This window comes from Granulicella pectinivorans (assembly GCF_900114625.1).
GTDB lineage: Bacteria > Acidobacteriota > Terriglobia > Terriglobales > Acidobacteriaceae > Edaphobacter > Edaphobacter pectinivorans.
Map to the genome: position 1 here is coordinate 344092 of NZ_FOZL01000002.1, position 24133 is coordinate 368224.

General features: G+C 62.2%; 17 protein-coding genes. 10 read left to right on the forward strand and 7 right to left on the reverse strand.

Annotated elements, in window-relative coordinates; all coding sequences use genetic code 11:
* Positions 1-9: 9 nt before the first annotated feature.
* Positions 10-741, reverse strand: coding sequence for a PIG-L deacetylase family protein (locus BM400_RS19345; RefSeq protein WP_089842903.1), 732 nt, complete (start codon positions 739-741; stop codon positions 10-12).
* Positions 742-976: 235 nt separating this feature from the next.
* Here BM400_RS19345 and crtI point away from each other — a divergent pair, with 235 nt between their 5' ends.
* The 5 genes from crtI to BM400_RS19370 are packed head-to-tail and all read left to right on the forward strand — an operon-like array spanning position 977 to position 7494.
* Entirely contained in the window at positions 977-2539 is a 1563-nt protein-coding gene (gene crtI / locus BM400_RS19350) for a phytoene desaturase family protein (protein ID WP_089842906.1), read from the forward strand.
* Between the two features lie 35 nt (positions 2540-2574).
* Positions 2575-4104 carry an aldehyde dehydrogenase family protein gene (locus BM400_RS19355; RefSeq protein WP_089843935.1) on the forward strand — a complete coding sequence of 510 codons (1530 nt, stop codon included), beginning with the start codon at positions 2575-2577 and terminating at the stop codon, positions 4102-4104.
* Positions 4091-5641 (forward strand): phytoene desaturase family protein, encoded by a 1551-nt coding sequence (locus tag BM400_RS19360; RefSeq protein ID WP_089842908.1) that lies wholly within the window; start codon positions 4091-4093, stop codon positions 5639-5641. Before BM400_RS19355 ends, BM400_RS19360 begins: the two co-directional genes overlap by 14 nt.
* A 6-nt stretch (positions 5642-5647) precedes the next feature.
* Positions 5648-6409: a lysophospholipid acyltransferase family protein gene (locus BM400_RS19365; protein ID WP_089842910.1), complete on the forward strand. Its 762-nt coding sequence runs from the start codon at positions 5648-5650 to the stop codon at positions 6407-6409.
* Positions 6406-7494 carry a glycosyltransferase family 2 protein gene (locus BM400_RS19370; RefSeq protein ID WP_089842917.1) on the forward strand — a complete coding sequence of 363 codons (1089 nt, stop codon included), beginning with the start codon at positions 6406-6408 and terminating at the stop codon, positions 7492-7494. Before BM400_RS19365 ends, BM400_RS19370 begins: the two co-directional genes overlap by 4 nt.
* An 18-nt stretch (positions 7495-7512) precedes the next feature.
* Here BM400_RS19370 and BM400_RS19375 read toward each other — a convergent pair whose 3' ends face one another.
* Positions 7513-8562: a purine nucleoside permease gene (locus tag BM400_RS19375; RefSeq protein WP_089842920.1), complete on the reverse strand. Its 1050-nt coding sequence runs from the start codon at positions 8560-8562 to the stop codon at positions 7513-7515.
* 110 nt (positions 8563-8672) lie between these two features.
* Between BM400_RS19375 and BM400_RS19380 the strand changes: the two genes are divergently transcribed.
* Both BM400_RS19380 and BM400_RS19385 read left to right on the forward strand, forming a co-directional pair.
* Positions 8673-10235 carry a carboxylesterase/lipase family protein gene (locus BM400_RS19380; RefSeq protein ID WP_089842923.1) on the forward strand — a complete coding sequence of 521 codons (1563 nt, stop codon included), beginning with the start codon at positions 8673-8675 and terminating at the stop codon, positions 10233-10235.
* Positions 10236-10419: 184 nt separating this feature from the next.
* Positions 10420-11997 carry an EAL domain-containing protein gene (locus BM400_RS19385; RefSeq protein ID WP_175529151.1) on the forward strand — a complete coding sequence of 526 codons (1578 nt, stop codon included), beginning with the start codon at positions 10420-10422 and terminating at the stop codon, positions 11995-11997.
* Between the two features lie 297 nt (positions 11998-12294).
* On the opposite strand, the gene BM400_RS19390 is transcribed toward BM400_RS19385, so the two are convergent.
* Genes BM400_RS19390 through BM400_RS19400 form a run of 3 tightly spaced genes read right to left on the reverse strand, consistent with a single transcriptional unit; the run spans position 12295 to position 13635 of the window.
* Positions 12295-12978: a 7-carboxy-7-deazaguanine synthase QueE gene (locus tag BM400_RS19390; RefSeq protein ID WP_089842928.1), complete on the reverse strand. Its 684-nt coding sequence runs from the start codon at positions 12976-12978 to the stop codon at positions 12295-12297.
* Positions 12978-13358: a 6-carboxytetrahydropterin synthase QueD gene (gene queD, locus BM400_RS19395; protein ID WP_089842931.1), complete on the reverse strand. Its 381-nt coding sequence runs from the start codon at positions 13356-13358 to the stop codon at positions 12978-12980. Before queD ends, BM400_RS19390 begins: the two co-directional genes overlap by 1 nt.
* A gap of 25 nt (positions 13359-13383) precedes the next feature.
* Positions 13384-13635 carry a hypothetical protein gene (locus BM400_RS19400; RefSeq protein WP_089842934.1) on the reverse strand — a complete coding sequence of 84 codons (252 nt, stop codon included), beginning with the start codon at positions 13633-13635 and terminating at the stop codon, positions 13384-13386.
* 178 nt (positions 13636-13813) lie between these two features.
* Here BM400_RS19400 and BM400_RS19405 point away from each other — a divergent pair, with 178 nt between their 5' ends.
* Together BM400_RS19405 and BM400_RS19410 are read left to right on the forward strand one after the other, a co-directional pair.
* Positions 13814-14878: a hypothetical protein gene (locus BM400_RS19405; RefSeq protein WP_245782039.1), complete on the forward strand. Its 1065-nt coding sequence runs from the start codon at positions 13814-13816 to the stop codon at positions 14876-14878.
* Between the two features lie 119 nt (positions 14879-14997).
* Positions 14998-15999 carry a carboxypeptidase-like regulatory domain-containing protein gene (locus BM400_RS19410; RefSeq protein WP_245782040.1) on the forward strand — a complete coding sequence of 334 codons (1002 nt, stop codon included), beginning with the start codon at positions 14998-15000 and terminating at the stop codon, positions 15997-15999.
* A 172-nt stretch (positions 16000-16171) separates the two neighbouring features.
* Here BM400_RS19410 and BM400_RS19415 read toward each other — a convergent pair whose 3' ends face one another.
* Positions 16172-19396 (reverse strand): TonB-dependent receptor, encoded by a 3225-nt coding sequence (locus BM400_RS19415; protein WP_089842940.1) that lies wholly within the window; start codon positions 19394-19396, stop codon positions 16172-16174.
* A 247-nt stretch (positions 19397-19643) separates the two neighbouring features.
* Positions 19644-21710 (reverse strand): DNA repair helicase YoaA, encoded by a 2067-nt coding sequence (gene yoaA / locus BM400_RS19425; protein ID WP_089842945.1) that lies wholly within the window; start codon positions 21708-21710, stop codon positions 19644-19646.
* Between the two features lie 135 nt (positions 21711-21845).
* Here yoaA and BM400_RS19430 point away from each other — a divergent pair, with 135 nt between their 5' ends.
* Complete coding sequence (locus BM400_RS19430; RefSeq protein WP_089842948.1) at positions 21846-24107, forward strand: GH92 family glycosyl hydrolase; 2262 nt, start codon at positions 21846-21848, stop codon at positions 24105-24107.
* The last annotated feature ends 26 nt before the right edge of the window (positions 24108-24133 follow it).

Sequence of the window (24133 nt, forward strand, 5' to 3'; positions counted from 1 at the left end):
ATAACGCGCCTAAGAGACAAAGAGGCGGGTGAAGGCGTCGTTGGCCCAAAGCCGTTCCGTATCGTGGTGCGCGCGGGCATGGTCGAGGATGCGGTCGGCGGTGTCCGTCTCAATCTGAGAGCTGTAGAGCAGAACGGCCTTGCGCTTCCAGGCCAGGGGGTTGGGGTTTGCGGTCAGAATCGGCGTCAGGTGCGGCTGGTCCGCAATCGCCGCATCGCGAAACGCATCGGGCAGATCCTCGTAGAAGGCGCAGGGAAGATCCGCGACCAGAGACACCGCCGCCTCGCGGGCGACGCGATGGTCGATGTGGTTGCCAAGCGCCAGGGGCAGGACGAAGACCGGGTTCGGCAGACTGAGGTAACGCGTCAGCACCTTACGGATCTTGACTAAAGCTCCGTCCGCAGGATCGAGCGGCATCTCGTACACCACCTCAGGCTCACAGTGACGGCGAAGCGGCGCGTCCTTGATGTTGGCGTCGACCAGCGTCATCCCCGGAATGAGACGCACAAACGCCTCGTCCTCCCGCTTGCGCATCGCGGAAACGTAGGAAAGACGGTCGTTTTCGTGCAGCGAGTCCGCATCGGAAAACGGCGCTTCAATGGAGCGGGTAAAGGCATTGATCAGAGTCACGGCGTGTCCGGCGCGGCGCCACGCGGCAAGCGAGAGCGCGAGCGAGAAGGCGGCATCATCGCGGTGCGGGGAGAGAACGAGAAGGTTGAGGCGGGGCTGCGGTGCGGGCACGAGTGTTTGTCTCCACGCTCAAGGTTACACAGTTGCGCCGGATGGGGTCGGTTGCAGTGACGTAAACGTCCGGAGCGGGAATCTTGACGTGGTTCATAAGTCACTTGGGGAGTCCCGTTTTGGAACCACTTCCCTGCCTATAATCGGTCTACCCCAGTCGGTTGAGACCACAAACGGTTGGGATCGAGCGAAGGCAATCCTTTCATGGGTGTCTTCGCAACAGGAGCCTTGCAGAGTGACGAAGCAGACGCGTCGTACGGTGATCGTGGGGGCTGGACCGGGTGGGCTGGCGGCGGCAATTCTGCTGGCCAAATCAGGTGTTCAGGTGACGGTGGTGGAGAAGCGCGGAGACGTCGGGGGACGAACGTCAACCATCAGGCAGGACGGATTTCGCTTCGATGTCGGGCCGACGTTCTTCCTCTACCCGCGTGTCCTGAAGGAGATCTTCGCCGCCGCCGGGTACGACCTGGAGCGCGAGGTCCCCATGACGCGGCTCGATCCGCAGTACCGACTCGTCTTCGGAGACGGCGGCGAGCTGCTGGCAACGCCCAACCTGGAGCAGATGGTCAAGGCGATCGCGGCGATCTCGCCTGAGGATGCACGCCGCTTTCACGAGTTCATGACCCACAATCGCGGCAAGCTGGAGAAGTTCATGCCCTTTCTCCAGGCTCCGTTCGAGAGCTGGCGCGACCTCATGAAGCCGGACATGTTGAAGCTAGTGCCTCTGCTCGCTCCATGGCGGTCCCTCGATTCCGATCTCCAGATGCACTTCAAGGACGAGCGCATCCGCCTCGGCTTCAGCTTCCAGTCAAAATACCTCGGCATGAGCCCGTTTCGATGTCCGAGTCTCTTCTCCATCCTCTCCTTCCTGGAGTACGAGCACGGCGTCTTCCACCCGACCGGCGGCTGCGGCGCGGTCACCCAGGCGATGGCCCGCATCGCCACCGAGCTGGGCGTGGAGATTTTGCTCGATGAGCCCGTGGAAAAGGTGCTGATCGAGCGCGGCACCGCGGTCGGCATCAAGACCGCATCGCGCACCCTGCAGGCCGATGCCGTAGTCGTGAACGCGGACTTCGCCGAAGCGATGAAGAAACTCGTTCCCAACAGCGACCGGCGCAAATGGACCGATGAACGCGTCGCGAAGAAGCGCTTCTCCTGCTCCACCTTCATGATGTACCTCGGCATCGATGGCCGGTACGACGATGTATCGCATCACACCATCTTCCTGGCCAAAAACTACAGGCAGAATCTGCGGGATATCGAGTCCCTGCACCGTCTTTCCGAAGATCCCTCGTTCTACGTGCAGAACGCCTGCGTCACCGACCCCACCCTGGCGCCCGAAGGCAAGAGCACACTCTACGTCCTGCTGCCCGTGACGCATGACGCCGGCATGATCGACTGGTCCATCGAGGGCCCGAAATACCGCAAGCTCGCGCTCCAGCAGATGGAGAAGATCGGCATCACGGACGTCGAACGCAGAATTCGCACCGAGAAGATCATGACCCCGGAGGGTTGGGCCTCGGAGTTCGATCTCTACAAGGGCGCCACCTTCTCCATGGCGCACTCGCTCGACCAGATGCTGCATCTCCGCCCGCACAACCGCTTTGAGGATGTCCGCGGCATGTATCTGGTCGGCGGTGGAACCCATCCGGGAAGTGGTCTTCCGGTTATCTTCGAGTCGGCCCGCATCACATCGCGGCTCCTGCTCGAGGACCTGAAAATGGAGCCGCAGTGGTCGACCTCCGCCGGGACCAAGCCGATGGTCTCCCAGGATGAGTTGATCGGGGCCACATCGTGACAGTTCCCTCCCGGCGAAGCGAAATCGCTCAAGGGATGAGCGAAAGCGGGTTGCGCAAGGTCCCAACCGGGCCCGGTTGGGATGCAAAGGTACAAAGAGCATGGGCAGAAGAGCCCGTGGCCGAACGTTTGAAGGTATTGCGTCGCTTTCGCTTCAGGATGTCGCACCGCACCGACGACCTCTGCCGGGCGATCGACGCAGGAACAGCCCGGACGCCGGCGGATGTAAGGGCGTCGGAGATTCTGCCTCTGCTCGGCGCGTGTGAGTTCCTGGAAAAGAACGCGAAGAAGATCCTCGGAAGCCGTCTTCTTTCGGCATGGACGAGGCCCATCTGGCTATGGGGCGTCTCCAGCGAGATCCAGCGCGTGCCGCTGGGCCGCGTGCTCGTGATCGGCCCCTCCAACTATCCCCTCTTTCTCCCCGGCGTCCAGGTGCTGCAGGCTCTCGCAGCGGGCAACGCCGTAACGTGGAAGCCCGGCAGGGGCGGGCGCGCCGTCGCCAAGCTCGTGGCCGAAGAGCTGACGGCCGCAGGGTTGCCGCGCGAGTTGCTGCGGCTTACCGAAGAGTCGGACGAAGCGGGAACGGCGGCAGTCGCCGCGGGGGCCGACAAGGTCTTCTTCACCGGATCGTCCGAGACCGGCCGCGCCGTCCTGCGCTCTCTCGCCGAGACCGGAACGCCCTCCGTCATGGAGCTCTCGGGATGTTCGGCCGTGGTAGTGCTCCCCGGCTCGGATTTGGGCCGCGTGACGGCGGCAGTGGTGTTTGGACTGCGGCTGAATGGCTCGGCCACGTGCATGGCTCCGCGACGCCTTCTTGTCGTCGGCAGGACGACCTCGCGGCGGGAGGCTCTGGTCAACCGTCTGCGCGAGGCCCTCGAAGATGTGCATCCGGTGCTGCTCGATCCGAACGTGCAGGAAAAGCTGCGCACGCTGGTCGAAGAGGCCCTCGACGCCGGCGCGTTGCTGGTCGGCGAACTGGCTTCGATAGGCGAAGCCCAGGGGCCGATCCTGATCGTGCTGGCCCGGCCAGAGATGCGGATTGCCCAGGCCGATATCTTCGCGCCGGTGCTGAGCGTCATCGACGTGGAAGACGCAGCGGGCGTGGCGGCAGCGCAAAGAGCCTCTCCGCTCGCGCTCTCGGTCTCCATCTTCGGCGACGAGCAGACGGCGCGGCGCATGGCCGGCAGAATGACGATCGGCACGGCAATTGTGAACGACGTCATCGTGCCAACGGCCGATCCGAGAATTCCCTTTGGCGGGCGGCGCGGTGCAGGCTTCGGCGTCACGCGGGGCGCCGAGGGTCTGCTCGAGATGACCGCCGTGAAGACAGTACTGGTGCGCAGGGGCCGGACGCGCCGCCAGTTCGAGGCCACCACCGAGAGGCACGTCTGGTTCTTCGAGGGCCTGATCCTCGCGGGGCACTCGGCGACGTGGAAGGAAAGGCTGCGCGGAGTGCGGGTTCTGCTTGGCGCGGCTCGAAGAATGGACCCCGAGGTGTTGTCGGCGGAACCGGCAACGACAGAAGAAGAAGCGAACGAAATGCGGGAGCAAAATGTTGACGAATAGTGGGCAGGGCAATAACGTTGCCGTGATCGGTTCCGGTCTGGCTGGGCTGGCTGCGGCGTGTACGCTGGCGGCACGTGGGCACAAAGTCACGGTGTTCGAGAAGAACCCATGGCTCGGCGGCAAGGCCGCGCAGTTGAGCGAGAAGGGCTTCCGCTTCGACATGGGGCCGACCATCCTGATCCAGCCCTCCGTGCTGCGGAGGGTCTTCGCCGAGGCCGGCAAGAAGCTCGAAGACTACATCACCATGGTGCGTCTCGACCCGCAGTGGCGCTGCTTCTTCGAGGATGGCACCCGGCTCGACCTGATGGACAACGCCGACGCCATGGCAGCGCAGCTTGAGGCGCTCTGGCCGAAGATGGGCGCCGGCTACCTGAAATTCCTGGAGCAGTCCGAGCAGTTGCACGGCATCTCCGACCGCTTCTTCTTCTGGCGCTCCATCGGATCGATGATGGACACCATGGAGGTCAAGGGCGCGTTCGACCTGAAGGTCCTGCGCGACGTCATGCGCATGCGCCTCGGCAAGACCGTCGCCGGCATGATTCGCGAGCATATTCCTGACGCCAACGTCGCACAGATGCTCGACCACTTCGTGCAGTACGTCGGATCCTCCCCCGACGCCTCACCCGCGATCCTCTGCGCGATCGGCCACATGCAGATGGAAGAGGGGATCTGGTATCCGATGGGCGGCACGCGCGCGGTACCGGAGGCGCTGGTCAAGCTCGCCCGCGAACTCGACGTCACCTTCCACACCGACACCGACATCGCCCGCATCCTGACCGATGCCCCCACCAGCGGGGCCAGGGCCGCGTCGCAGGTCTACGGCGTGGAGACCACGAAGGGCGAAAAGTTCCTCTTCGACGCCGTCGTTTCGAACTCCGACGCCGTCCGCACGCATCGCGAACTGATCGGCGGAGCAGCCGGACGAGCCTTCGACGACAAGCGCGAGTACGAGCCGGCCTGCTCGGGCGTCGTGCTGTACCTCGGCCTGAACAAGCGCTACGACCACCTCGCGCACCACGACTTCGTCTTCTCCCGTGACCCGCACGAAGAGTTCCGCGCCATCTACGAGGAGGGCGAGCCGGCTCCCGATCCGACCTGCTACCTCGCAGCCACCGCGGCAACCGATCCCACCTCCGCACCCGCAGGTGGCGAGGCCCTCTATGTTCTGGTCCACACCCCCTACCTGCGCCCGCACCACGACTGGAAGAAGATGTTCCCCGCCTACCGGCAGGTGATTCTGGACAAGCTGAAGCGGACCGCCGGGCTGGAAGACATCGAAGAGCGGATCGTCTTCGAGGACGCGCTCACCCCACAGGACATCCACGACCGCTACCGGGTCTTGAACGGCGCAATCTACGGCATCTCCAGCCACGGCGTCTTCCACGGCGCGTTCAAGCCCGCCAACCGCTCCCGCGAACTGGACGGGATGTACCTCGCGGGCGGCGCGGCGCATCCCGGTCCCGGCATGCCCATGGTGATGATGTCGGGCTGGATTGCAGCAGATTCGTTGGATAAGGACGCGCGGGGCGTAAGCTAGGCTTCTATGGCCACCGCCGTTCCACGCATCTCTGCGCCTCTGCTCCTGTTCTTCCGGCGGATCGTGCGGGGCTATTTCCGCCGGAACTTCCACGCGGTCCGGGTGCGCGGGGCCAACCGGTTCTCCGGCGCAACCGGCCCGCTCATCGTGTACGCCAACCACGGCTCGTGGTGGGATCCCATGGTGGCCTTCCATCTCGCGGATACCTTGATGCCGCAGCGCAGGCACTACGCACCCATGGACTCCGAAGCGTTGGAGCGCTACAAGATCCTCGGCTGGCTCGGCATCTTCGGCGTCGCCATGGAGTCGGCCCGCGGAGCCGTGCAGTTCCTGCGAACCGGCGAGGCTGTCCTCGCAGCGGGCGGAGTGCTCTGGGTCACCCCGCAGGGCAGGTTTGTCGATGCACGGATGCGCCCCCTGGAGTTCAAGGCAGGCCTGGCCGCGCTGGCATCCCGCACCGGATGCACCGTGCTGCCGCTCGCCATTGAGTACACTTTCTGGGATGAACGAACCCCGGAATGCCTGCTCCAGTTTGGCGAAGCCGTCCACGTCCGGAAGGGAGAAGCCCTCGACGGCGTGTTGGAGTCGGCCTTGCTGGCGGCGATGGAAGAGTTGAAGGAAGCCTCCATGGCAAGAAGTGCCCGGGGCTTCCAGACGTTGAGCAACGGAGCTGTCGGCACGGCTGGTTTTTATGCCCTGGGGTTGCGCGTCAAGGCGTTCCTCCAGCGGCGAAAGTACAGAGCGGAACATACGGCGGTGGGTGAGTGATCGGCATACTGATCGGTGCGGGGCTGGTGTGTGGAGCGATCCCCGCCGCCCTCTTCTGCGCAAATCTTGGACGTTACCGCGAGCCCCTGGCCGCCGGCGAGCCGGGGCGGATCTCGGTCTTGATTCCCGCCCGGGACGAGGCCGCCGGAATCGCCGCGGCAGTGGAGTCCGTGCTGGCCTCGACCGGCGTCGAGCTTGAGGTCATCGTCATGGACGACGCCTCGACCGATGGAACCGGCGCGATCGTCGAACGCATGGCGGCACAGGACGGCCGTGTGCGCCTGGAGCGCGCCCCTCTGCTCCCCGCTGGATGGAACGGCAAGCAGCATGCCTGCTGGGCTCTCGCGCATGCCGCCCGGTACGACGTGCTGTGCTTCGTCGACGCCGACGTCCGCTTGCAACCCGAAGCCCTGGCGCGCATGGCCGGCTTCCTCGCAGACAACGGCCTCGTCAGTGGCTTTCCCCGGCAGGTCACCGGTACATGGATGGAGTGGATGCTTCTGCCGCTCATCCACTTCGTGCTGCTCGGCTTCCTCCCGCTGGACAGGATGCGCGCCGGCACCGATCCCGCCTTCGCCGCTGGCTGCGGACAGTTCCTCATGGCGCGCCGCGAGGCCTACTTCAAGAGCGGCGGCCACGCCGAGATCCGCGAGACGATGCACGACGGCCTTCGTCTGCCACGCCTCTTCCGCGCCGCCGGCTATCGGACCGACCTCGCCGATCTCACCCCACTCGCCACCTGCCGCATGTACACCACCGCGCCGCAGGTCTGGAACGGCCTGGCCAAGAACGCCACCGAAGGCATCGCCGACCCATGGCGGATCGCTCCCATCAGCGCCATCCTGTTCCTCGGCCAGGTGCTCCCCTTCCTGCTGGTCTTCTGGACACCCTGGGCCCTCCCCGGCATCGCCGCGGCATGGCTTCCCCGTGTACTCGGCGTGCAGCGCTTCAAGCAGGATTGGCGCGGAGCCCTGCTGCATCCGCTGGGCATCTTCCTTCTCCTCGCCGTGCAGTGGTACGCCCTGGCGCGAAAGCTCATGGGCGGCAGCGTGAGTTGGAAGACGCGCGCCTACGCAGGCGAGTAGACCCAGCGACTCGTCTCCTTACTGCGGGATATGCTCCCGTGTCTGCGCCCAGTTCACCACCAGCGCATCCACCACGACATGCCCCACCCGGTATGCCGAGTCCAGCGACGGCATAAACGCCCCATACTTCGTGATCTTCGTCTCCGCCAACGACTCAGCCGCCGTAATTCCCGCCCTCTGCTGGTCGTAGTTCGAAGCCGTCCGCAGCACCATCACGCGGTTGAGATCCACCTTCCCGGCGCGCGCCAGCCAGGTCAGCGACTGCATTGTCCCCGTATCTTCCATCCCGCAGGCCGCATAGTGGCCCTTTCCATCCGTCTGGTAGGCCACCCAGTCATGCGCCCACTGGCTCATCAGCTTGCCATGCCAGAAGTTCTGCCCCGAGAGCACATCGCCGCGCAGCACGAACGGTGGCCGATGCGCCGGGGCATCGGCATCCTCCGGCAGATACGCCTTGCGGCGCTCGGCGATCTCCGCCGTATCGGGCAGCTTCGTGTCCTTCGTCAGGTTGAATGCCCAGTTCGTCAGCGTGGAGTTCAGAGGAAAGGCCGCTCCATTGTCGTCCGTCCGCGGCTCCTCATACGGAGTCGACTTGCGCAGAGGAACATGCCCCGTCGGCCAGTTCGGCGGAATCTCCCGCGCATCGATCTCATGCCCCAGGTCGCCATCCACAAGATAGTCCGCCCACACCGCCGAACCAAGCGAACCCACATGCGGATCGATCCCCGCAATCCCCGCGACCAGCCAGTACGCATGGCTCAGGTCGAAGCGCGGATCCAGCCCAAGCGCCATCACTGACGCCGTCGCCTTCGCCGTCCCCATGCCGGTCAACAGGCCCAGCACACCCGTCTGCGGGTTCAAACGCAGGTCGTGATACCCCTGCGGAAAGGCATACACCTTATCCAGATGCTGCCTCTCCACCCAGTACTGATACTCGCCCGGCATATCCCCCGTGTCGTTCCCCACCTCGAACATGGAGACGACGACCACCTTAATCTCGATGGGCTTCTGGGCAAACGCGCTGGCGGCTGCAAACGCCAGCAGGAGGGCGGTAACGTGCTTGATCATGCGGGACCTTCGCCTGTGTCTGGATAGGTGATGCCTTGATGCTATCAGGGTGACGCATAGCCGCTGGATCGTGCCTGCCGGAGCATGGTAGCTTGGCATCGAGGTCAACCATGTCTACGTCCCGTTCCCTGCTCCGCCTTTCGGCCACCGTCCTCTCCCTCTTCGCTCTCGCCTCCGCGCCTCTTCGGGCAGCGGATGATCTGACCGTCAAGGTCACCGGCGGACAAGTAGCCGGAGCGCTGACCGAGGATGGCAGGGTCGAGAAGTTCCTGGGCATCCCCTACGCCGCGCCGCCCGTCGGAGACCTGCGCTGGAAGGCACCGCAGCCCGTCGTCGCCTGGGAAGGCGTCAAGCCCGCCAGGGACTTCGGCAACCACTGCATGCAGGCGTCGGCCTTCAGCGACATGCTCTTTCGCGATCCCGGAGAGAGCGAAGACTGCCTCACCCTCAACGTCTGGGCGCCGGTCAAGGCAAACAAGCTTCCGGTCATGGTCTGGATCTACGGCGGCGGCTATCAGGGCGGCTCGGCATCCGAAGGCCGCCAGGACGGCGAGGCGCTGGCCCATCGCGGCGTCATCGTCGTTTCTATGAACTACCGGCTCGGCATCTGGGGCTTCCTCGTGCATCCGGAACTCACGGCGGAGTCTCCCCATCGCGCCTCCGGCAACTACGGGCTCATGGACCAGTCCGCGGCCCTCGCCTGGGTCAAGCAGAACATCGAAGCCTTCGGCGGCGACCCCGGCAACGTCACGCTCTTTGGCGAGTCGGCCGGATCGTTCTCGGTCAGCACCCAGATGGCCTCGCCGCTCTCCAAGGGGCTCTTCCACAAGGCGATCGGCGAAAGCGGCGGCGCGCTCTATGCAAGCGGGCCACAGGCAAAGACCCGCAAGGAGCGTGAGGCGATCGACAGCGCATACATGCTGAAGGCCTTTGGCACCACGAAGATCTCCGAGCTGCGCAAACTCACCAGCGAGCAGTTGAAGACAGCCATCATGAGCAAGGAGACGCCAGGCCGTTTCGGGCCGGATGTCGACGGCTACTTCCTGCCGGACTCCGTCGCCAGCATCTACAAGGCCGGCAAGCAGGCGCACGTACCCCTCATCGCAGGCTGGAACGCCGATGAGGGCGGCACCAAGGCCAGGGATATGCCCTTCGAGTTCAGGGCCAAGGCCGAGAAGGAGTTCCCGGACAAGGCCGACCAGTTCGTGTTGCTCTATCCCTCGGGACGCGAGGTCCTTTCGCGGCGTGCGGCGAACGACTATGCCGGCGATAAGTTCATCGCCTACTCCACCTGGCGCTGGCTGGAGGCGCAGGTCAAGACCGGCGGGCAGCCTGTCTACCGTTATCACTTCGAACTCCCCGCTCCCGGAGACAAATACCACAAGGCCGATTCCGGGGCCTTCCACTCCGACGAGATCAACTACGTCTTCGGAACGCTGGAGCACAGGCCCGAAGCCGTCTGGGGACCGGAGCATTTCGTGCTGTCGGAGAAGATGGGCGAGTACTGGACCAACTTCGCGAAGACCGGCGACCCAAACGGCCCCGGACTGCCCAGGTGGCCCGTCTACGGACCGGAGGACTGGACGGTCCTGCATCTCAACGCCATCGTCGTCGCGCAGCCCGACGATCTGCGGGCGCGCTACCTCTTTCTCGATTCCTACTGGGGAAAGTAAGGGGACAGGAACAAGTTTCAGATGCTGAAAATGTATCGAAAGAGTCCGGATTGACAGCGTTTCCGGGATGTGGAAGAGTTCTCTGAGACCTGAGTTCCGACCTGAGAGAACTGTTCCCTTCCCGTCTCCTTCCTCCCCCGGGGCACGCGCAGATTCTCGATTCAATTGCTTTCCCGGAGGCTGTTTGGAGCGAGCGAGGCGCGACGTCTACAAGCGGGTCTGTCTCCTGGTGGCCGCGGGAGCCATCGGCGGTGGCCTTGCGCTCTTCGCCTCGCTCTACTCGATCCTCGCATCGGCGCAAAACGAGCTGACCAGCTTCGCGTCGGAGTTTCTGCAACAGGACGATAAGGTAGCCCGCGACATCGCGGAGACCCTCGACGCAGGCAATCACTCGCCCCACCCTTTCTGCTCGGAACCCGACATGGAGTTCATGCGGGAACTCCTGTTCAAATCACCCTATCTGAAGGATGTGGGAAGGGTCCGGGATGGGCTCTTCTTCTGCTCGGCCGTCGCCGGGAAGCTCACGACCCCCACGCCGTTCATCTCCGAAAAACTCATCAAGGTCGACGGCAAGCTCGTGTACTTCGGCGCGCACCTGCGTGTCGCCAAGGGACACACGGCTGAGATCGTGTCACAGGGAACGACGGATGCGGTCGTGAGTCCGTCGGTCTTCTCCGACTTCAACCGACCTCCCATGGCCTACACCGGGGCAATCCTCGACAGGAACACCCGGCAGATTCAGCAGATGTACACCAACTCCAGCGTCGAGATGCCATTGCACTACCTGCTCGCGGATAAGATCATGCGCAAGGATGGCGTACTGTACTATCCGCAGTGCTCGAAGACCCAGCCGGACTGCGTGCTGGTTGCCATGCCCATGGATAAGATCTGGTCGCCGCACTACAGCTCCATGGCGGGAGCATTTGCCGGCGGCTCGCTCCTGGGCATCATGCTCAGCGGTGTGATCATGGTAATGAACCGCAGACGCAGAAGCTTGGGGAACCAGTTGCGGCGCGCCCTCCGGAAGAAAGCCCTCTGGGTGCTCTACCAGCCCGTGGTGGATCTCGACTCCGGCAGCCTGGTGGGGTGCGAGGCGCTGGTCCGGTGGAACGACGAAAACGACACCCCCGTCAGGCCGGATATCTTCGTCGGCATCGCCGAAGAGCTTGGGTTTGTCGGCGAGATCACCCGGTTCGTCGTCGAAAGGGTCGCCTCGGAGATCGGCGACCTGCTGCGCGCCAATCCGTGGTTCCGGGTCTCGGTCAACCTGTCCGCGATGGATCTGGCCGACGAAAACTTCATCCCCATGCTGGACGGAATCCTCAAGGCGAAGGGCGTTGCGGCCGCAAGCGTGGGACTCGAGCTGACGGAGAGATCGACAGCCGACCGGGACAGGACCGTGAAGGTCATTCGAGAGCTGAAGGACCGCGGTCATGTGGTCTACATCGACGACTTCGGTACCGGCTACTCCAGCCTGGCCTACCTCAGCGAGCTGTCGGTGGATGTGCTGAAGATCGATCAGGCCTTCACCAAGACGATTGGCACGGACTCCGTCACCGCCGCGATCGTGCCGCAGATTCTGGAGATGGCCAAGGCCCTGATGCTGAAAGTCGTCGTGGAAGGCGTCGAAGAACAGGCCCAGGCCGACTATCTGGAAGAGCGAAGCAGCGGCCTGCAGGTTCAGGGCTGGCTCTTCGGTCGTCCTGTGCCCTCCGGCGAACTTCGGACCCGGGTCAAGAACGAGGCGAAACTGGTCGGCTAGCCCTCGCAGTGCCGTATCTGATCCTTACGAGTGCGGTCGCTCACCCATTCGCCGTGCGATAATCGACGCCAAAACAGACCACTTTTGCGTGATCGTCGTTTTCCATCCGTTTGGCCAAAAAATCCATGCAAAAGACCACGTTTTACCATCCAAAAAGTCTCTGGTGAAACATGGGAAATTTCACGGTCCCACCCCGTAAGTCCTTTAGAACAGCAGGATACGGGCAAATGAAAAAGTGCACCGAAAACAGTGCACTTCATACCACTTTTTAAGGTTGGAGGTCCGACCAATCGAGGCCTAAACGCCCTTTTTCATGGGCTCCCAGATGAACTTATGGATCTGCAGTGAAAGCCGCGCGTCGACCCCATCGGCCATCATCCACTCCACCAGCGTGCGTGGGTCCAGCGTGGCATTTTCGGTCGTCCGCAGAGGGCTTGGATCCTTCGAAAACGCTGGAGAAAGCAGGATACCGGCCACCCGCGAACGGAGCGAATGCTCCGCGATAAACGCCCTGGCAAAGTCGTAGTCCGCGCGGTTGGTGAGGACAAACTTCACCTCATCCCGCTTCGTCAACACATCCAGATTACTCATTCGAAAGGAGTTCGAGGCAGCTCCCGCACCCGGGCATTTTACGTCGACGATCTTATGAACCTCCACCGGAACGTCCTCGAGAGGTCTCTCGCCCGAGGTCTCCATCATCAGCGTGTAGCCGGAGTCGATCAGGCGGCGCATCAAGGGCAGCAGCTCGCGCGCCTGGAGCATCGGCTCGCCGCCGGTGAACTCGACGAGCCGGCACGGCGCAAGCGCCTCAATCTGCGCGACGATCTCGTCGGCCGTAAAAGGCTTGCCGCCCGTAAAGGTGTACTCGGAGTCGCACCACGCGCAGCGCAGATTGCAGCCGGCAAGCCGGACGAAGATGCACGGAAGACCGGCGAAAGAGCTCTCGCCCTGAACGGATTTGTACAGTTCGATGAGATGCATTAGGCGTAGTAACGGGCGAAGCTGGTGTCGGTCTCGTAGATGGTGCAGTCCTTCACGCGCACGCGGCCGTTCGTCATCTCGTGGAGCTGCGTGCTGGTCTGGTCGAAAAAGTACTTGGCGAGGTTCTCGGCGCTGGGGTTCAATTCAGTGACGAAAGGCTCCAACTCGTTGATCATGCGGTGATCGAGGTATTCGACCGTCGGGCGCATTACCTGCTTCAACAGCTTGAAATCGAGCAGGAGGCCCGTGTCGTCGAGCTTTTCGCCGATGAGGGTGACGTAAACCTTGTAGTTATGGCCGTGGGGGTTTTCGCATTTCCCACGGTAGTTGCGGAGGTAGTGGCCGGAGGAGAAACCGGCTTCTACGGTGACTTCGAACATCGAGTGCTTCCCTTCTTGTGTGAATCTAATTTGGGCGTTGGCGGCCGCGGCGGCGAGCATCTTCGGCTCGGCGTTCAGCCTGCTCAAAAAGGCTGGAGAGGATACCGGCGAGCGCGATGAGCAGGGCCAGGACGAAAAGACAAAGCCCCGTGGTGCGCCACAGCGAGGCGTCGCCGGGCGAGCCGGGCTGCTGCGCCACGTTGGTGTACGCGAGTCCGCAGGAGACCAGCGCGAACAGGCCAAGGGTGGCGGCGAGGATGTAAAGATTGCGGCCCATACGATTCTGTCTCTATTCTACCGGGACGCGTGAAAAGAAGGGACGTTCGCATTGCCGTAGCGAACATCCATGGGCGAAGATTTGCATCCTACCTGAGATTGACACTCGATCGGGCGAGTGATGGATAGGGCGAGGGGGGGCATAGGGGATGGATGAGCCACAAGCCTACAATGGGCGTGTGACCCCAAGACTGAAGGTACTGGTTGCCGTCGCTTCGATACTTTGCGTGCTGGGAGTCGTCCTGCTGTTGAAGCGGGGAACAAAACCCAGCGCTCCGGTGGCCGCCCCGGCCGCTGCGGCCGCCGCCGACCAGGAGATGGGGCCTCCCGCCCAGGACAACGACAACGTCACGCTGCTGTACGCGCATAACCTGCGGCTGCGTCAGGGGCAGGTCTTCCGGGCGTATATCCGCTGGATTCGCGGCAAAATGGTGCGCAGCAACCCGAAAAGAAACGCCTCATTCGACGATCCGGAGTCGTTCGTGCTGGAGATCGACAAAGGCGTGGTCCGCGTGAAGATGCAGGATATCGTCGACTTCCTGAACTCCGGCGCAGAGGGCGACGCGCCGCTGAAAAAGATCTCGATGGAGGCAGACGGCGATCTGCTGAAGGTGCATGGGACCGTCCACAAGCTGATCCCGCTGCCGGTGGAGATCACGGGACAACTGATTCCGGAGACCGACGGGCGGGTCCGTTTCCACGTCGTCAAGATCAACGTACTGAAGATCCCCATGAAAAAGCTATTGGGCGGCCTGCACGTCGAACTTTCGGATCTGGTGAAGAAAACCCACGTAGTCGGCGTGCAGGTGGTCGACAACGACATCTACTTCGACACGCAGAGGCTTCTTCCTCCGCCGCATCTCCGCGGCGAGATGACCTCGGTAAAGGTGATGTCTCCCGACATCGAGGTGATCTTCGGAAACGCGCCAAACGACGAGTCGCAGCTCTCGCAGTGGCACAACTTTCTGCGGCTGCGTGGCGGCACAGTCGACTTCGGAAAGCTGACGATGCGGCACACGGACCTCACCATGATCGACGCCTCCAAGGACGAGTGGTTCGACCTCGACCTGGTGAATTACCAGTCGCAACTCGTAAACGGCTACTCCCGCATCACCCCCCAGGCAGGGCTTGAGATCTTCATGCCGGACGTCGACGACAAGGCCGCAGCCAAGGAGATGAAGACGGTGACGCTGGAATGGTTGAAGAACCGGAACACTTCAGTGCCCGAAGTTCCGGGGAAATAAATACTGATGTCTTCCACGAAGCTCAGTGTTTGCCGTTCGGGTTAGTCTTGAATTACTTGCAGGTCTTCGAGCAGAAAGCAGGGTCTATGATGCGTGCGGGCTGGTTTGGAGCATGGGTATTGGCTGCGATTCTGACGGGTTGGCAAGTTCAGGCGCAGGACTTGCCCGTCGCCCCAGGCACGACGGGCAGCGTGCGAGGAATCATCACGGATACGGACGAAGCCGTCGTCGCGGGTGGACAGATCACACTCGAAGAATCTATCCCGAAGACGGAGACGCCGAAGATCAACAAGGCCGAGCGGGTCGCAGTTTCGGACAATGAAGGCTCCTTCCTCTTTGCCGATGTCGCACCGGGACGTTACCGGATCACGATTCGAGCAAAAGGTTTCGCGGAGTGGAAGATCGAGGATGTCGACGTGACCGCGGGCAACGAGACGGCGCTGCCGAAGATTTCGCTTGGCGTGGAAGCACTGGACACGACGGTGAACGCGATCTTTCGCGAAGATCTGGCGGAGAAGCAGATCAGCGTGGAGATGAAGCAGAGGATTCTGGGGGTACTCCCGAACTTCTACGTGAGCTATGTTTCCGATGCGCAACCTTTGACGAGAAAACAGAAGTTCAAGCTGGCGGCGCACGTGACTGTCGATCCGGTGACATTTTTCACGACGGGTGTGGCCGCCGGGATCGAGCAGTGGCAGGGCGATTTTTCAGGCTATGGTCAGGAGTTTTCGGGGTACGCGAAGCGTTATGGTGCCTCGTATACGGACCGGGTGAGTTCTACCTTCTTTGGCGCGGCGCTTCTGCCTTCGCTGCTGCATCAAGACCCTCGTTACTTTTACAAGGGTCATGGCAGTGTGACGAAGAGAGCGCTCTACGCGATCTCGACGGTGGTGATCTGCAAGGGCGACAACGGCAAATGGCAGCCGAATTACTCGAATGTTGGGGGAAATCTGGCGGCAGGGCTTCTCTCCACGACCTACTATCCGCATAGCGAGCAGCATAGTGTGCAGATCACGGTGGTGAATACGCTGATTGGGACTTCAACCGGGGCGATCGGCACGCTGTTCCAGGAGTTCATGCTGAAGCACCTGACGCATGGCGTGCCGCCGCCTACGCCGTAGTCCAGGGCTTTGCTATGGCCGGGCATCCTTCAGTATTCGGGATGTTCGGTTTGAATGTCTATTCCAACTGCCAAGCCCCGCGTAGCCCTTACGGCGACAGAGAAAATTGCCGATTGGAACAGGAAAGGCCGAAGCGAATGCTTCGGCCTTTCCTGTTTTGGCTGTGTTCGTTTTAGAAGATGATCTTTCCTGCGAACTGGACGTTGAACGGCTCGCCCGGCCCGATGCCCGGTGCGCCGCCGTTGTTGCGGGTGTTGGTGCTGCGTCCGAAGGTGGAAGACGACAGCGTGCCGGTTCCCGGATTGGCGAGGTTGATGCGGTTGAAGAGGTTGAACATCTCGGCGCGGAGCTGGAAGTTGACTCCCGCGCGGAGCTGCGTGTTCTTGACCAGAGAGGCGTCGACGGTGGCGAAGGCCGGTCCGCGATACGCATTGCGGCGCGACGTGCCGAAGGTCCCCTGGGTTGCAGCCGAGAAGGACGACCCAGTGAGCCACTGCACGTAAGGCGTACCGCCGTTGGAGGGAGTGACGAGTTGACGCGTAAGGCCAGCCTTGGGATCGCCGATCTGGTTGGCGCGATCCTGGAACTCGCCCGTACCGCTGTTGTCCACGCTGCCAAGCTTGACCGAGAAGGGCGTGCCGGTGAAGGCGGTGACGAAGGCATTGCCCTGCCAGCCCTTGGTCAGCACAGGCAAGCTGTGGCCGATCTGTGGGGCCTCATACACGATGTAGCCGTTGAAGGTGTGGCGCACATCGAAGTCGGCGTTGCCGTACTCGGCGTTCGGGTTGGCGGAGTCCTGGGGCGCGAAGCCACGGGTACCGGAGACGACGTCAAGCGCGTGACCCAGCGTGTAGGAGCCCTGCGCGGTGAGACCGTGGAAGTTGCTGGTCCGAACCATTGCCTGGAAGGAGTGATAGTTCGAAGTACCCTCGCTCTCGATCTGGTTGATCGCGGCGATGGTCTTGGCATTGGTGATGTTCGTGGCGGTGTAGTAGGGGCGACGCGGCTGAAGGGCTGCGGTCGTAGTCCCGGCGCCGGGACGAGCCTGATTGATATCGACCAGGCGGAACAAGCGGCGGCCCAGCGAGCCGACGTAGCTGAGCTGCACGATGGTGTTGCGGCTGAGCTGGTATTGCGTGTTCAGGTTGAAGTTCTGCACATAGGCCGTGCGGAAGTTCGGGCTGATGGTCGAGAGACCGAGCGCGGCCGGGATGGACGCGCCCACGAAGGGGTTGACGCCGGTCAGCCATTGGTAGGAAGCACGGGAGAGGTTGAGTACCGGGGTCGCTCCGGTGGGGTTGGCCTGAACGCCGGCCGCGCCGCCGTTGCCTGGACGATTGTCAAAGAAGCCGTTGAAGTTCGGCACGTCGAAGTAGATGCCGTAGGTGCCGCGTACGACGAGCTTGCTGGCTGCCTGATACGAGAAGCCGAAGCGGGGAGCGACGTTGGTCTTGTTTTGCGGGTAGATGGACGAGAGCGACGAACCCGAGACGAGGCCGTAGGCATCGGCTCCGGCAGCACCCGGACGGAAGTCGGAGACGACACCGTCGGAGGTGAAGGGACCGTTATAGGTGTAGCGCACGCCGTAGTTCAGGGTCAGGGTTGGGAAGACCTGGTACTGATCCTGACCGAAGAGATCGAAGGCCTTGTTGTAGATGCCGCGGCGCAGGGTGCCTTGCGTAAAGCTGGAGGATGCGACGTATCCGGCGAGGTAGTCGGCGAGCGCCTTGACATCGGTGCCAACGCCAGTCGTGCTGGCCCAGGGGCCGGCGGTGCCGGTGAAGTTGAAGGTTCCACGCACGTTGCGCTGATACTGCAGGTCCATGTAGTTGCGACGGAACTCGCCACCGAAACGGACGACGTGCTTGCCGAAGGCGTAGGTCGCGGTATCGGTCAGGTGACCGGTGTAGTCCTTACGGCCAAGAGGCTGCGTCTGGCCAACGGTGTCGAGACCAGAGATGTTGATGGTCGGGGCACCGAAGAGCGAGGGGGACGTGACGCCGGTGTTGAGGCCGAGCGCGGGGATGTTCTGCGAGTGGTTCTCGTCGTTGAACGTCTGGTTGAAGACGCCTACGCCGGCGAGAAGCTGGTTGGAGAAGTGGTCGGTGATGGCCCAGTTATGCGTCGCGGTGAAGTTCTGGGTGATGTCCGGAGCGACCTGGTAGTAGTCGAAGATGTTGGTGCCAACGGCGGCAAACTGGCGTCCGGTGCCGATGAAGGCGCGAGCCGAGAGGCTCTGCTTGGGCGAGATCGTCCAGTCGATCTTGCCGATGGCGTTATCGCTGTAGCCGCTCTGCGGACGCGGATCGAAGTAGTTGCCGGCGGTTGCAGGGCCGCTGGGCTTGTTGCCCTGGGGCCAGAGGGAGAGAACGCTGAGCGAGAGCGGATTCACCGCAACCGAGTTGGCGGTCAGCAGAGCCGTGGCGGCGTTCACGTAAGCGGTGGTGGGCTCCGTGGCCGAGCCGGTGTTCTGGATCAGGTACTTCTGGCGCTCGTAGTTGGTGAAGAAGAAGAGCTTGTCCTTGATGATCGGTCCGCCGATGGAGCCACCGAACTGCTGGTTACGCAGCTTCGTCTTGCGGGTGGTCGAGAGCAGGAAGGGGCTGCGGGCAGCGAAGAACTCGTTGCGGTTGAAGTAGTATGCCGAACCGTGGAGGTGGTTGGTGCCGGACTTGATGGCCAGCGAGATGAGACCGCCACCATTGCGGCCGACCTCGGCATTGCCCTGCGACTGCACGGTGAACTGGTCGATCGCGTCGATGGGGAGCGTGACGCCGGCGATGGAACCGACACCACCCTGGTTCGCGGCCGCGCCGTTCTGCCAGATGTCGTTGTTGTCCGCGCCGTCGATCTGATAGTTGTTCTGATTCGTACGGGTTCCGTTGAGGGAGCCAGCTCCGTTGTAGCCGGGGACGATCTTGACGAGCTGCGTGAAGTCGCGTCCGTTGAGCGGAATGTTCGCGACGGCCTTGTCGTTGACGACGGAGTTGTTAGTCGAAGAGACGGTATCGAGCGTGACGGCCGCGGCGCTAACATCGACGACTTCAGAGCGCGAAGAGACGGCGAGCTTGATGTTCAGCGAGTAGATCTGGCCGGGACGGACGGCGATGCCGTCGATCTTGGTGCTCTGGAAGCCAGGAGCTTCGACGGTCACGCTGTAAAGACCAAGGGGAAGATCCTGGAGCGAGTAGTCACCCGAGCTGGAAGAGGTGATCTGACGCGAGGACCCGGTATCGGTGCCGACGAGGGTGATCTTCACGTTAGCGATGAGGGAACCGGTGCTGTCCTGCACGGTACCAGCGATGCCTCCGCGGAAGGTCTGCGCAGAAGCCATCTGAACGATGGCAAGCGCAGGAACGAGTAACGCTAAACGGACGTGCCTTGAAAAAAGACTCATGAGTGTGGCTCTCCTGTAGGGTGTTTCCTCAACGGTATGAAGGGGATCAACGTAGGTGTAGAGCTGTACCGTCTGCGGCGAAGACTCAAGATACTGATGGACGCCGACAGTCCGGTGGGAGTGTCTGTATTTCAGGCCTCGAAGTTGGGCCGTTTTGGTTGTGTTATTTGGAGGCTAATCGCTGGCAGGGTCGGGGCGCAAGTCACCGCTAACGGCAAAGCGGGCAAATGAGCCTACACGCCGCTGATTACGGGGTCTTTACAGCCGCAAAAAACGCTTCCACGTCTTCGATCGATTGGGTCAATCGATAGGGTGGCAGCGATTCCAGAAAGATTTTGCCGTAGCGTTGCCTCTGGATGCGCGGATCGAGCAGCATGAGCACGCCGCGATCATCCAGCGAACGGATAAGGCGGCCGAAGCCCTGCTTCAATGTGATGACCGCCGACGGAATCTGGTAGTCGAAGAAGGGTTTGCCACCCGCAAGCTCAATGGCCTCCATGCGCGCCCGGACGATGGGGTCGGTAGGCACGGCGAAGGGGAGGCGGTCGATGATGACGCAGGAGAGTTGCTCGCCTTGCACATCAACGCCCTGCCAGAAAGAGCTCGTACCGAACAGGATGGCATTGGGTGTTTCGCGGAACTGCTTCAGCAGAACATGGCGCGGTGCGGTGCCGTGCAGGAGCAGAGGATAGGGCAGCTCCGCGGCCATGCGGTCGTGCATCTGGCGCATCTGACGATAACTGGTGAAGAGGCAGAAGGCGCGGCCCTCCGTAATCTCCAGGACGCGACGGGTGCGCTCGGCGGCCTGCATGAAGAAGTCGTCTTCGCGTGGATCGGGCATGTTCGGAGGGAGATACAGCAGGGCCTGCTTCTGATAGTCGAAGTGGCTGGGCACGACGAGTTCGCGGGCGAAGTTGAGCCCGAGCCGCTTGGAGACATGCGCGAATGGGCTCTCGCCTGTGGGGCTGGCGACCGTGAGCGTCGCGGAGGTCAGGATGACCGACTGATAGATGTCGAAGAGCGACGCCGTCAGCAGGGCCGAGACATCGATCGGCGTGGCCTGGATATGCGTGTTGTACGCGGCCACGGCTCCGGCGTTCGTACGAGCCAGATTGCGCACGCCTCCCATGGCACGGCGCTCGATCCAGAAGACGGTGTTGGGATCGTTGGTCTCGAGGAGGAACTTGAGATGGTTGCGGATATCGGCAGAACGGCGCGCGAGACCCTTGGTCTCATCCGCGCCCTTGATGCGGTCGAGATCGCCTTCGAGGCGGATCAGCGCGTTGGTGACCGAGACGTACGTATCGCCGGCCTCTTCGAGGAACTCCTCGCGATGCTCAAACGGCATGCGGCCTGGCCCCTGATTCTCGTTGGGGAGCGCGGAGAAGAAGATGCGAGCACGATCCTTCAACGTCGCACAGGAGCTCTCGATGGCGCTGGAAGACGCGTTCTTCGCGCGAAGAAAGATCTCCGTGTCGCGGGCGAGTTCGTCGAAGCGGGCGTTCGAGAGGCCGATGCCCAGGTAGTTCGAGGCAATTTCTTCGAGCTCATGCGCCTCATCGAAGATGACCATCGACGCCTCGGGCAGGATGCCGGCATCGGGCACTCCGGGTGCCTGCTGCTTGATCGCGAGGTCCGCAAAGAACAGATGGTGATTGACGATGACGATGTCGGATTCGAGGGCCTTGCGACGCATACTGGTGACGAAGCAGGACTCGAAGGCGGGACAGGTCTGACCAAGGCAAGCCTCGGTGCGCGCGTCGAGCTTAGGCCACAGGATCGAGGTCTCGGGCAGGCCGTCGACCTCGGCGCGATCGCCGGTCTCGGTCGTCTTCTCCCAGTTGGAGATGTGGTGGAACTGCTCGATCTCCTCAAGGCCCGTGAGCATGGGTGTGTCGCGCAGGGCATAGAGCTTCTGGCGGCAGAGATAGTTCTGGCGGCCCTTCATGTAACAGACCTTCAGAGGTCCGAGGAGAGACTCGAGGAACGGGACGTCCTTGAAGTAGAGCTGCTCCTGCAGGTTCTTGGTACCCGTGGAGATGATGACGCGCTGACGGCGCTCGCGGGCAAAGCGCAGGGCGGGCAGCAGGTAGGCAAGCGTCTTGCCGGTGCCGGTGCCAGCCTCGACGATGAGGTGCCGCTTGTCGGCGATGGCCTTTTCGATCGCCTGCGCCATCTCGTACTGGCCGGGACGGTGCTCGAAGGCGAGCGACGACTTCGCCAGCGTGCCGCCGGGGGAGAAGAAGGCGCGGAGCGTCGGGAGCTTCTCGGCTGCCTGATTGGCCGCTGGAGTCGGGATGGAAGTGGGCGGCATCGGAGGCGGCTGCTTCGATGATATCCGCTTGCGCGTGGGACATGGGGCGGAGGTGCGGCGGAAGAAAAGCGAATATACTGCTGCGAATCCCGAACGTCCCGTTTTGGTGTGGCGTGTGGAACCCTGGAGTTCAACATGAAGGTTGCGCAGTTCTCGGTTTGGATGGCTCTTGCGGCAAGCGCGGGAGCGGCAGTGCATACGGCGAAGACGCCCGTCGACTATGTTTCCCCCAACATTGGCGGCATCGGGCAATTGCTGACGGCGACCTCTCCTCTGGTGCAACTTCCGCATGGGATGGTCCGGCTGGCACCGGTAACAACGCCGGAGATCAAGGATCGCTATCTCGCGGACAAGATCTATGGCTTTCCCGCAGGCGCGGGGACCATTATGGTCACGACCGGCATGCCGAGCACGATTCCAGCAGAGAACGCCTCGGAGTTCGATCACGACTTCGAGACCGCAACGCCTTACTTCTACAAGGTGGAACTGGCGACGTCGGGGGCCGCTGCCGCGTACACGGCGACCGCGGAGGCGGCGATCTACCGCTTCACGATTCCGGAGGCCGACCAGGGGCATATCGTGCTGATGCAGGGCGAGGACGCCTTCCTGAAGACAGTGGGCACGCGTGCGGTGGCGGGGGGCATGCGGATTCATGGATCAACGGGGCCGCTGAGCGAAGTGAGTTCAATGGCGCGGCAGTATATCTATGCTGAGTTTTCCCAGCCTCTTGCCAGTGTCTCGACCTGGGTGGGAGGCGCGAGAGGCACAGCCACGGAGGTGCATGGGTCGCGGATTGGGTTGGCAGCTAGGGTGAGCGGGTTGGTCGAGGTGCGGATTGGCGTTTCCTACATCAGCGAAGAACAGGCGCACAGGAACCTGGACCGCGAGACGAAAGGGAAGAGCTTTGAAGCGCTGAAGTCCGCGAATCGCTCGGCTTGGGAGAAGGCTCTGGGGCAGGTAAAGGTCGACGGCGGAACCGAGAGCCAGAAGACGATCTTCTACACCGCGCTGTGGCGCTCGCTTGGGCGGATGACGAATATTACCGAGGACGGCAAGTATTACTCAGGCTTCGACCACGAAGTACACGATGCGGAAGGCCACGATTTCTATAACGAAGACGGCCTCTGGGATACATTCCGGTCGATGCATCCGCTACAGCTTCTGCTGGATGGACACCGCCAGGAGGACATGGTGCGGTCCTACCTGCGGATGTATCAGCAGGGCGGTTGGCTCCCTTCGTTTCCGTCGATCGCAGGAGAGCAGGCGGTGATGATCGGGCACCACGCAGACCAGTTGATCCTGGACACGTATGCGAAAGGCTTTCGCGACTTCGATCTGTCGCTTGCTTACGAAGCGATGAAGAAGAACGCTACGGAAGCGACGATGCTCCCGTGGAAGCGCGGCGGGCTTACTTCCCTGGACAAGGTGTACCTGGAGAAGGGATTCTTCCCCTCGCTTGCGCTGGGCGAAGCGGAGACCGTGCCTGAGGTGACGCATGAGAAACGGCAGCCGGTATCTGTAACGCTCGAAGTGGCGTATGACGACTGGACTGTGAGCGAGGTAGCGAAGGCTCTGGGCAAAAGTGAGGATGCTGCGCTCTTCGCGCGGCGTGCACATAACTATGTGAATCTCTTCAACGCGGAGACGGGCTTTATGGCTCCGAAGAGCGCGGATGGGAAGTGGGTGGAGAAGTTCGACCCGAAGAACGGTGGCGGACAGGGCGGTCGCGAGTACACGACCGAGGTGGATTCATGGCTCTACACCTTTAGCGTGCAGCATGATCCCGAAGGGCTGATCCGTCTGATGGGTGGACGCGATGCCTTCAACAAACGTCTCGATCAGTTGTTCGTCGAGCAGTACGACACCAGCAAGTTTCACTTCCTGGGCCAGTTTCCGGATGCAACCGGATTGGTTGGGCTGTATGCGCAGGGCAATGAGCCGAGCCTGCACATTCCCTACATGTATGACTTCTCCGGCCAGCCGTGGAAGGCGCAAAAGAGACTTCGTCAATTGATGGATGTCTGGTACACCGATGGGCCGTTGGGGATCTCGGGCGACGATGATGGCGGCGAGCTTTCCTCGTGGTACGTCCTCTCCGCAATGGGCTTTTATCCGGAGTGCCCGGGAAGTCCGGTCTATGAGATCGGCAGCCCTATCTTTACGCGGTCGGCGATTACGCTGGGCAATGGCAAGGTGTTTGCCGTTGTTGCGGAGGGCGCCTCCGCGCAGAACAAGTACATCCAGTCGGCCATATTGAACGGCGCTCCATGGAGCAAACCCTGGTTCTCGCACGCGGATATTGCGCAGGGTGGGACCCTGAAACTCGTCATGGGACCGAAACCAAACGTGAATTGGGGTAGTTTGCCCGCAGATGCACCGCCTTCCATGACCCATTGAGCGTGCCTGCCCACCTATAATGGTGG

Excerpts from the sequence above, each read along its gene's own strand:
- yoaA (WP_089842945.1), bottom strand. The coding sequence starts at position 21,710 with ATGCCGCCCACTTCCATCCCGACTCCAGCGGCCAATCAGGCAGCCGAG.
- BM400_RS19390 (WP_089842928.1), bottom strand. The coding sequence starts at position 12,978 with ATGCATCTCATCGAACTGTACAAATCCGTTCAGGGCGAGAGCTCTTTC.
- BM400_RS19360 (WP_089842908.1), top strand. The coding sequence starts at position 4,091 with ATGTTGACGAATAGTGGGCAGGGCAATAACGTTGCCGTGATCGGTTCC.
- queD (WP_089842931.1), bottom strand. The coding sequence starts at position 13,358 with ATGTTCGAAGTCACCGTAGAAGCCGGTTTCTCCTCCGGCCACTACCTC.
- BM400_RS19430 (WP_089842948.1), top strand. The coding sequence starts at position 21,846 with ATGAAGGTTGCGCAGTTCTCGGTTTGGATGGCTCTTGCGGCAAGCGCG.
- BM400_RS19400 (WP_089842934.1), bottom strand. The coding sequence starts at position 13,635 with ATGGGCCGCAATCTTTACATCCTCGCCGCCACCCTTGGCCTGTTCGCG.
- BM400_RS19380 (WP_089842923.1), top strand. The coding sequence starts at position 8,673 with ATGTCTACGTCCCGTTCCCTGCTCCGCCTTTCGGCCACCGTCCTCTCC.
- BM400_RS19365 (WP_089842910.1), top strand. The coding sequence starts at position 5,648 with ATGGCCACCGCCGTTCCACGCATCTCTGCGCCTCTGCTCCTGTTCTTC.
- BM400_RS19415 (WP_089842940.1), bottom strand. The coding sequence starts at position 19,396 with ATGAGTCTTTTTTCAAGGCACGTCCGTTTAGCGTTACTCGTTCCTGCG.
- BM400_RS19355 (WP_089843935.1), top strand. The coding sequence starts at position 2,575 with ATGAGCGAAAGCGGGTTGCGCAAGGTCCCAACCGGGCCCGGTTGGGAT.
- BM400_RS19375 (WP_089842920.1), bottom strand. The coding sequence starts at position 8,562 with ATGATCAAGCACGTTACCGCCCTCCTGCTGGCGTTTGCAGCCGCCAGC.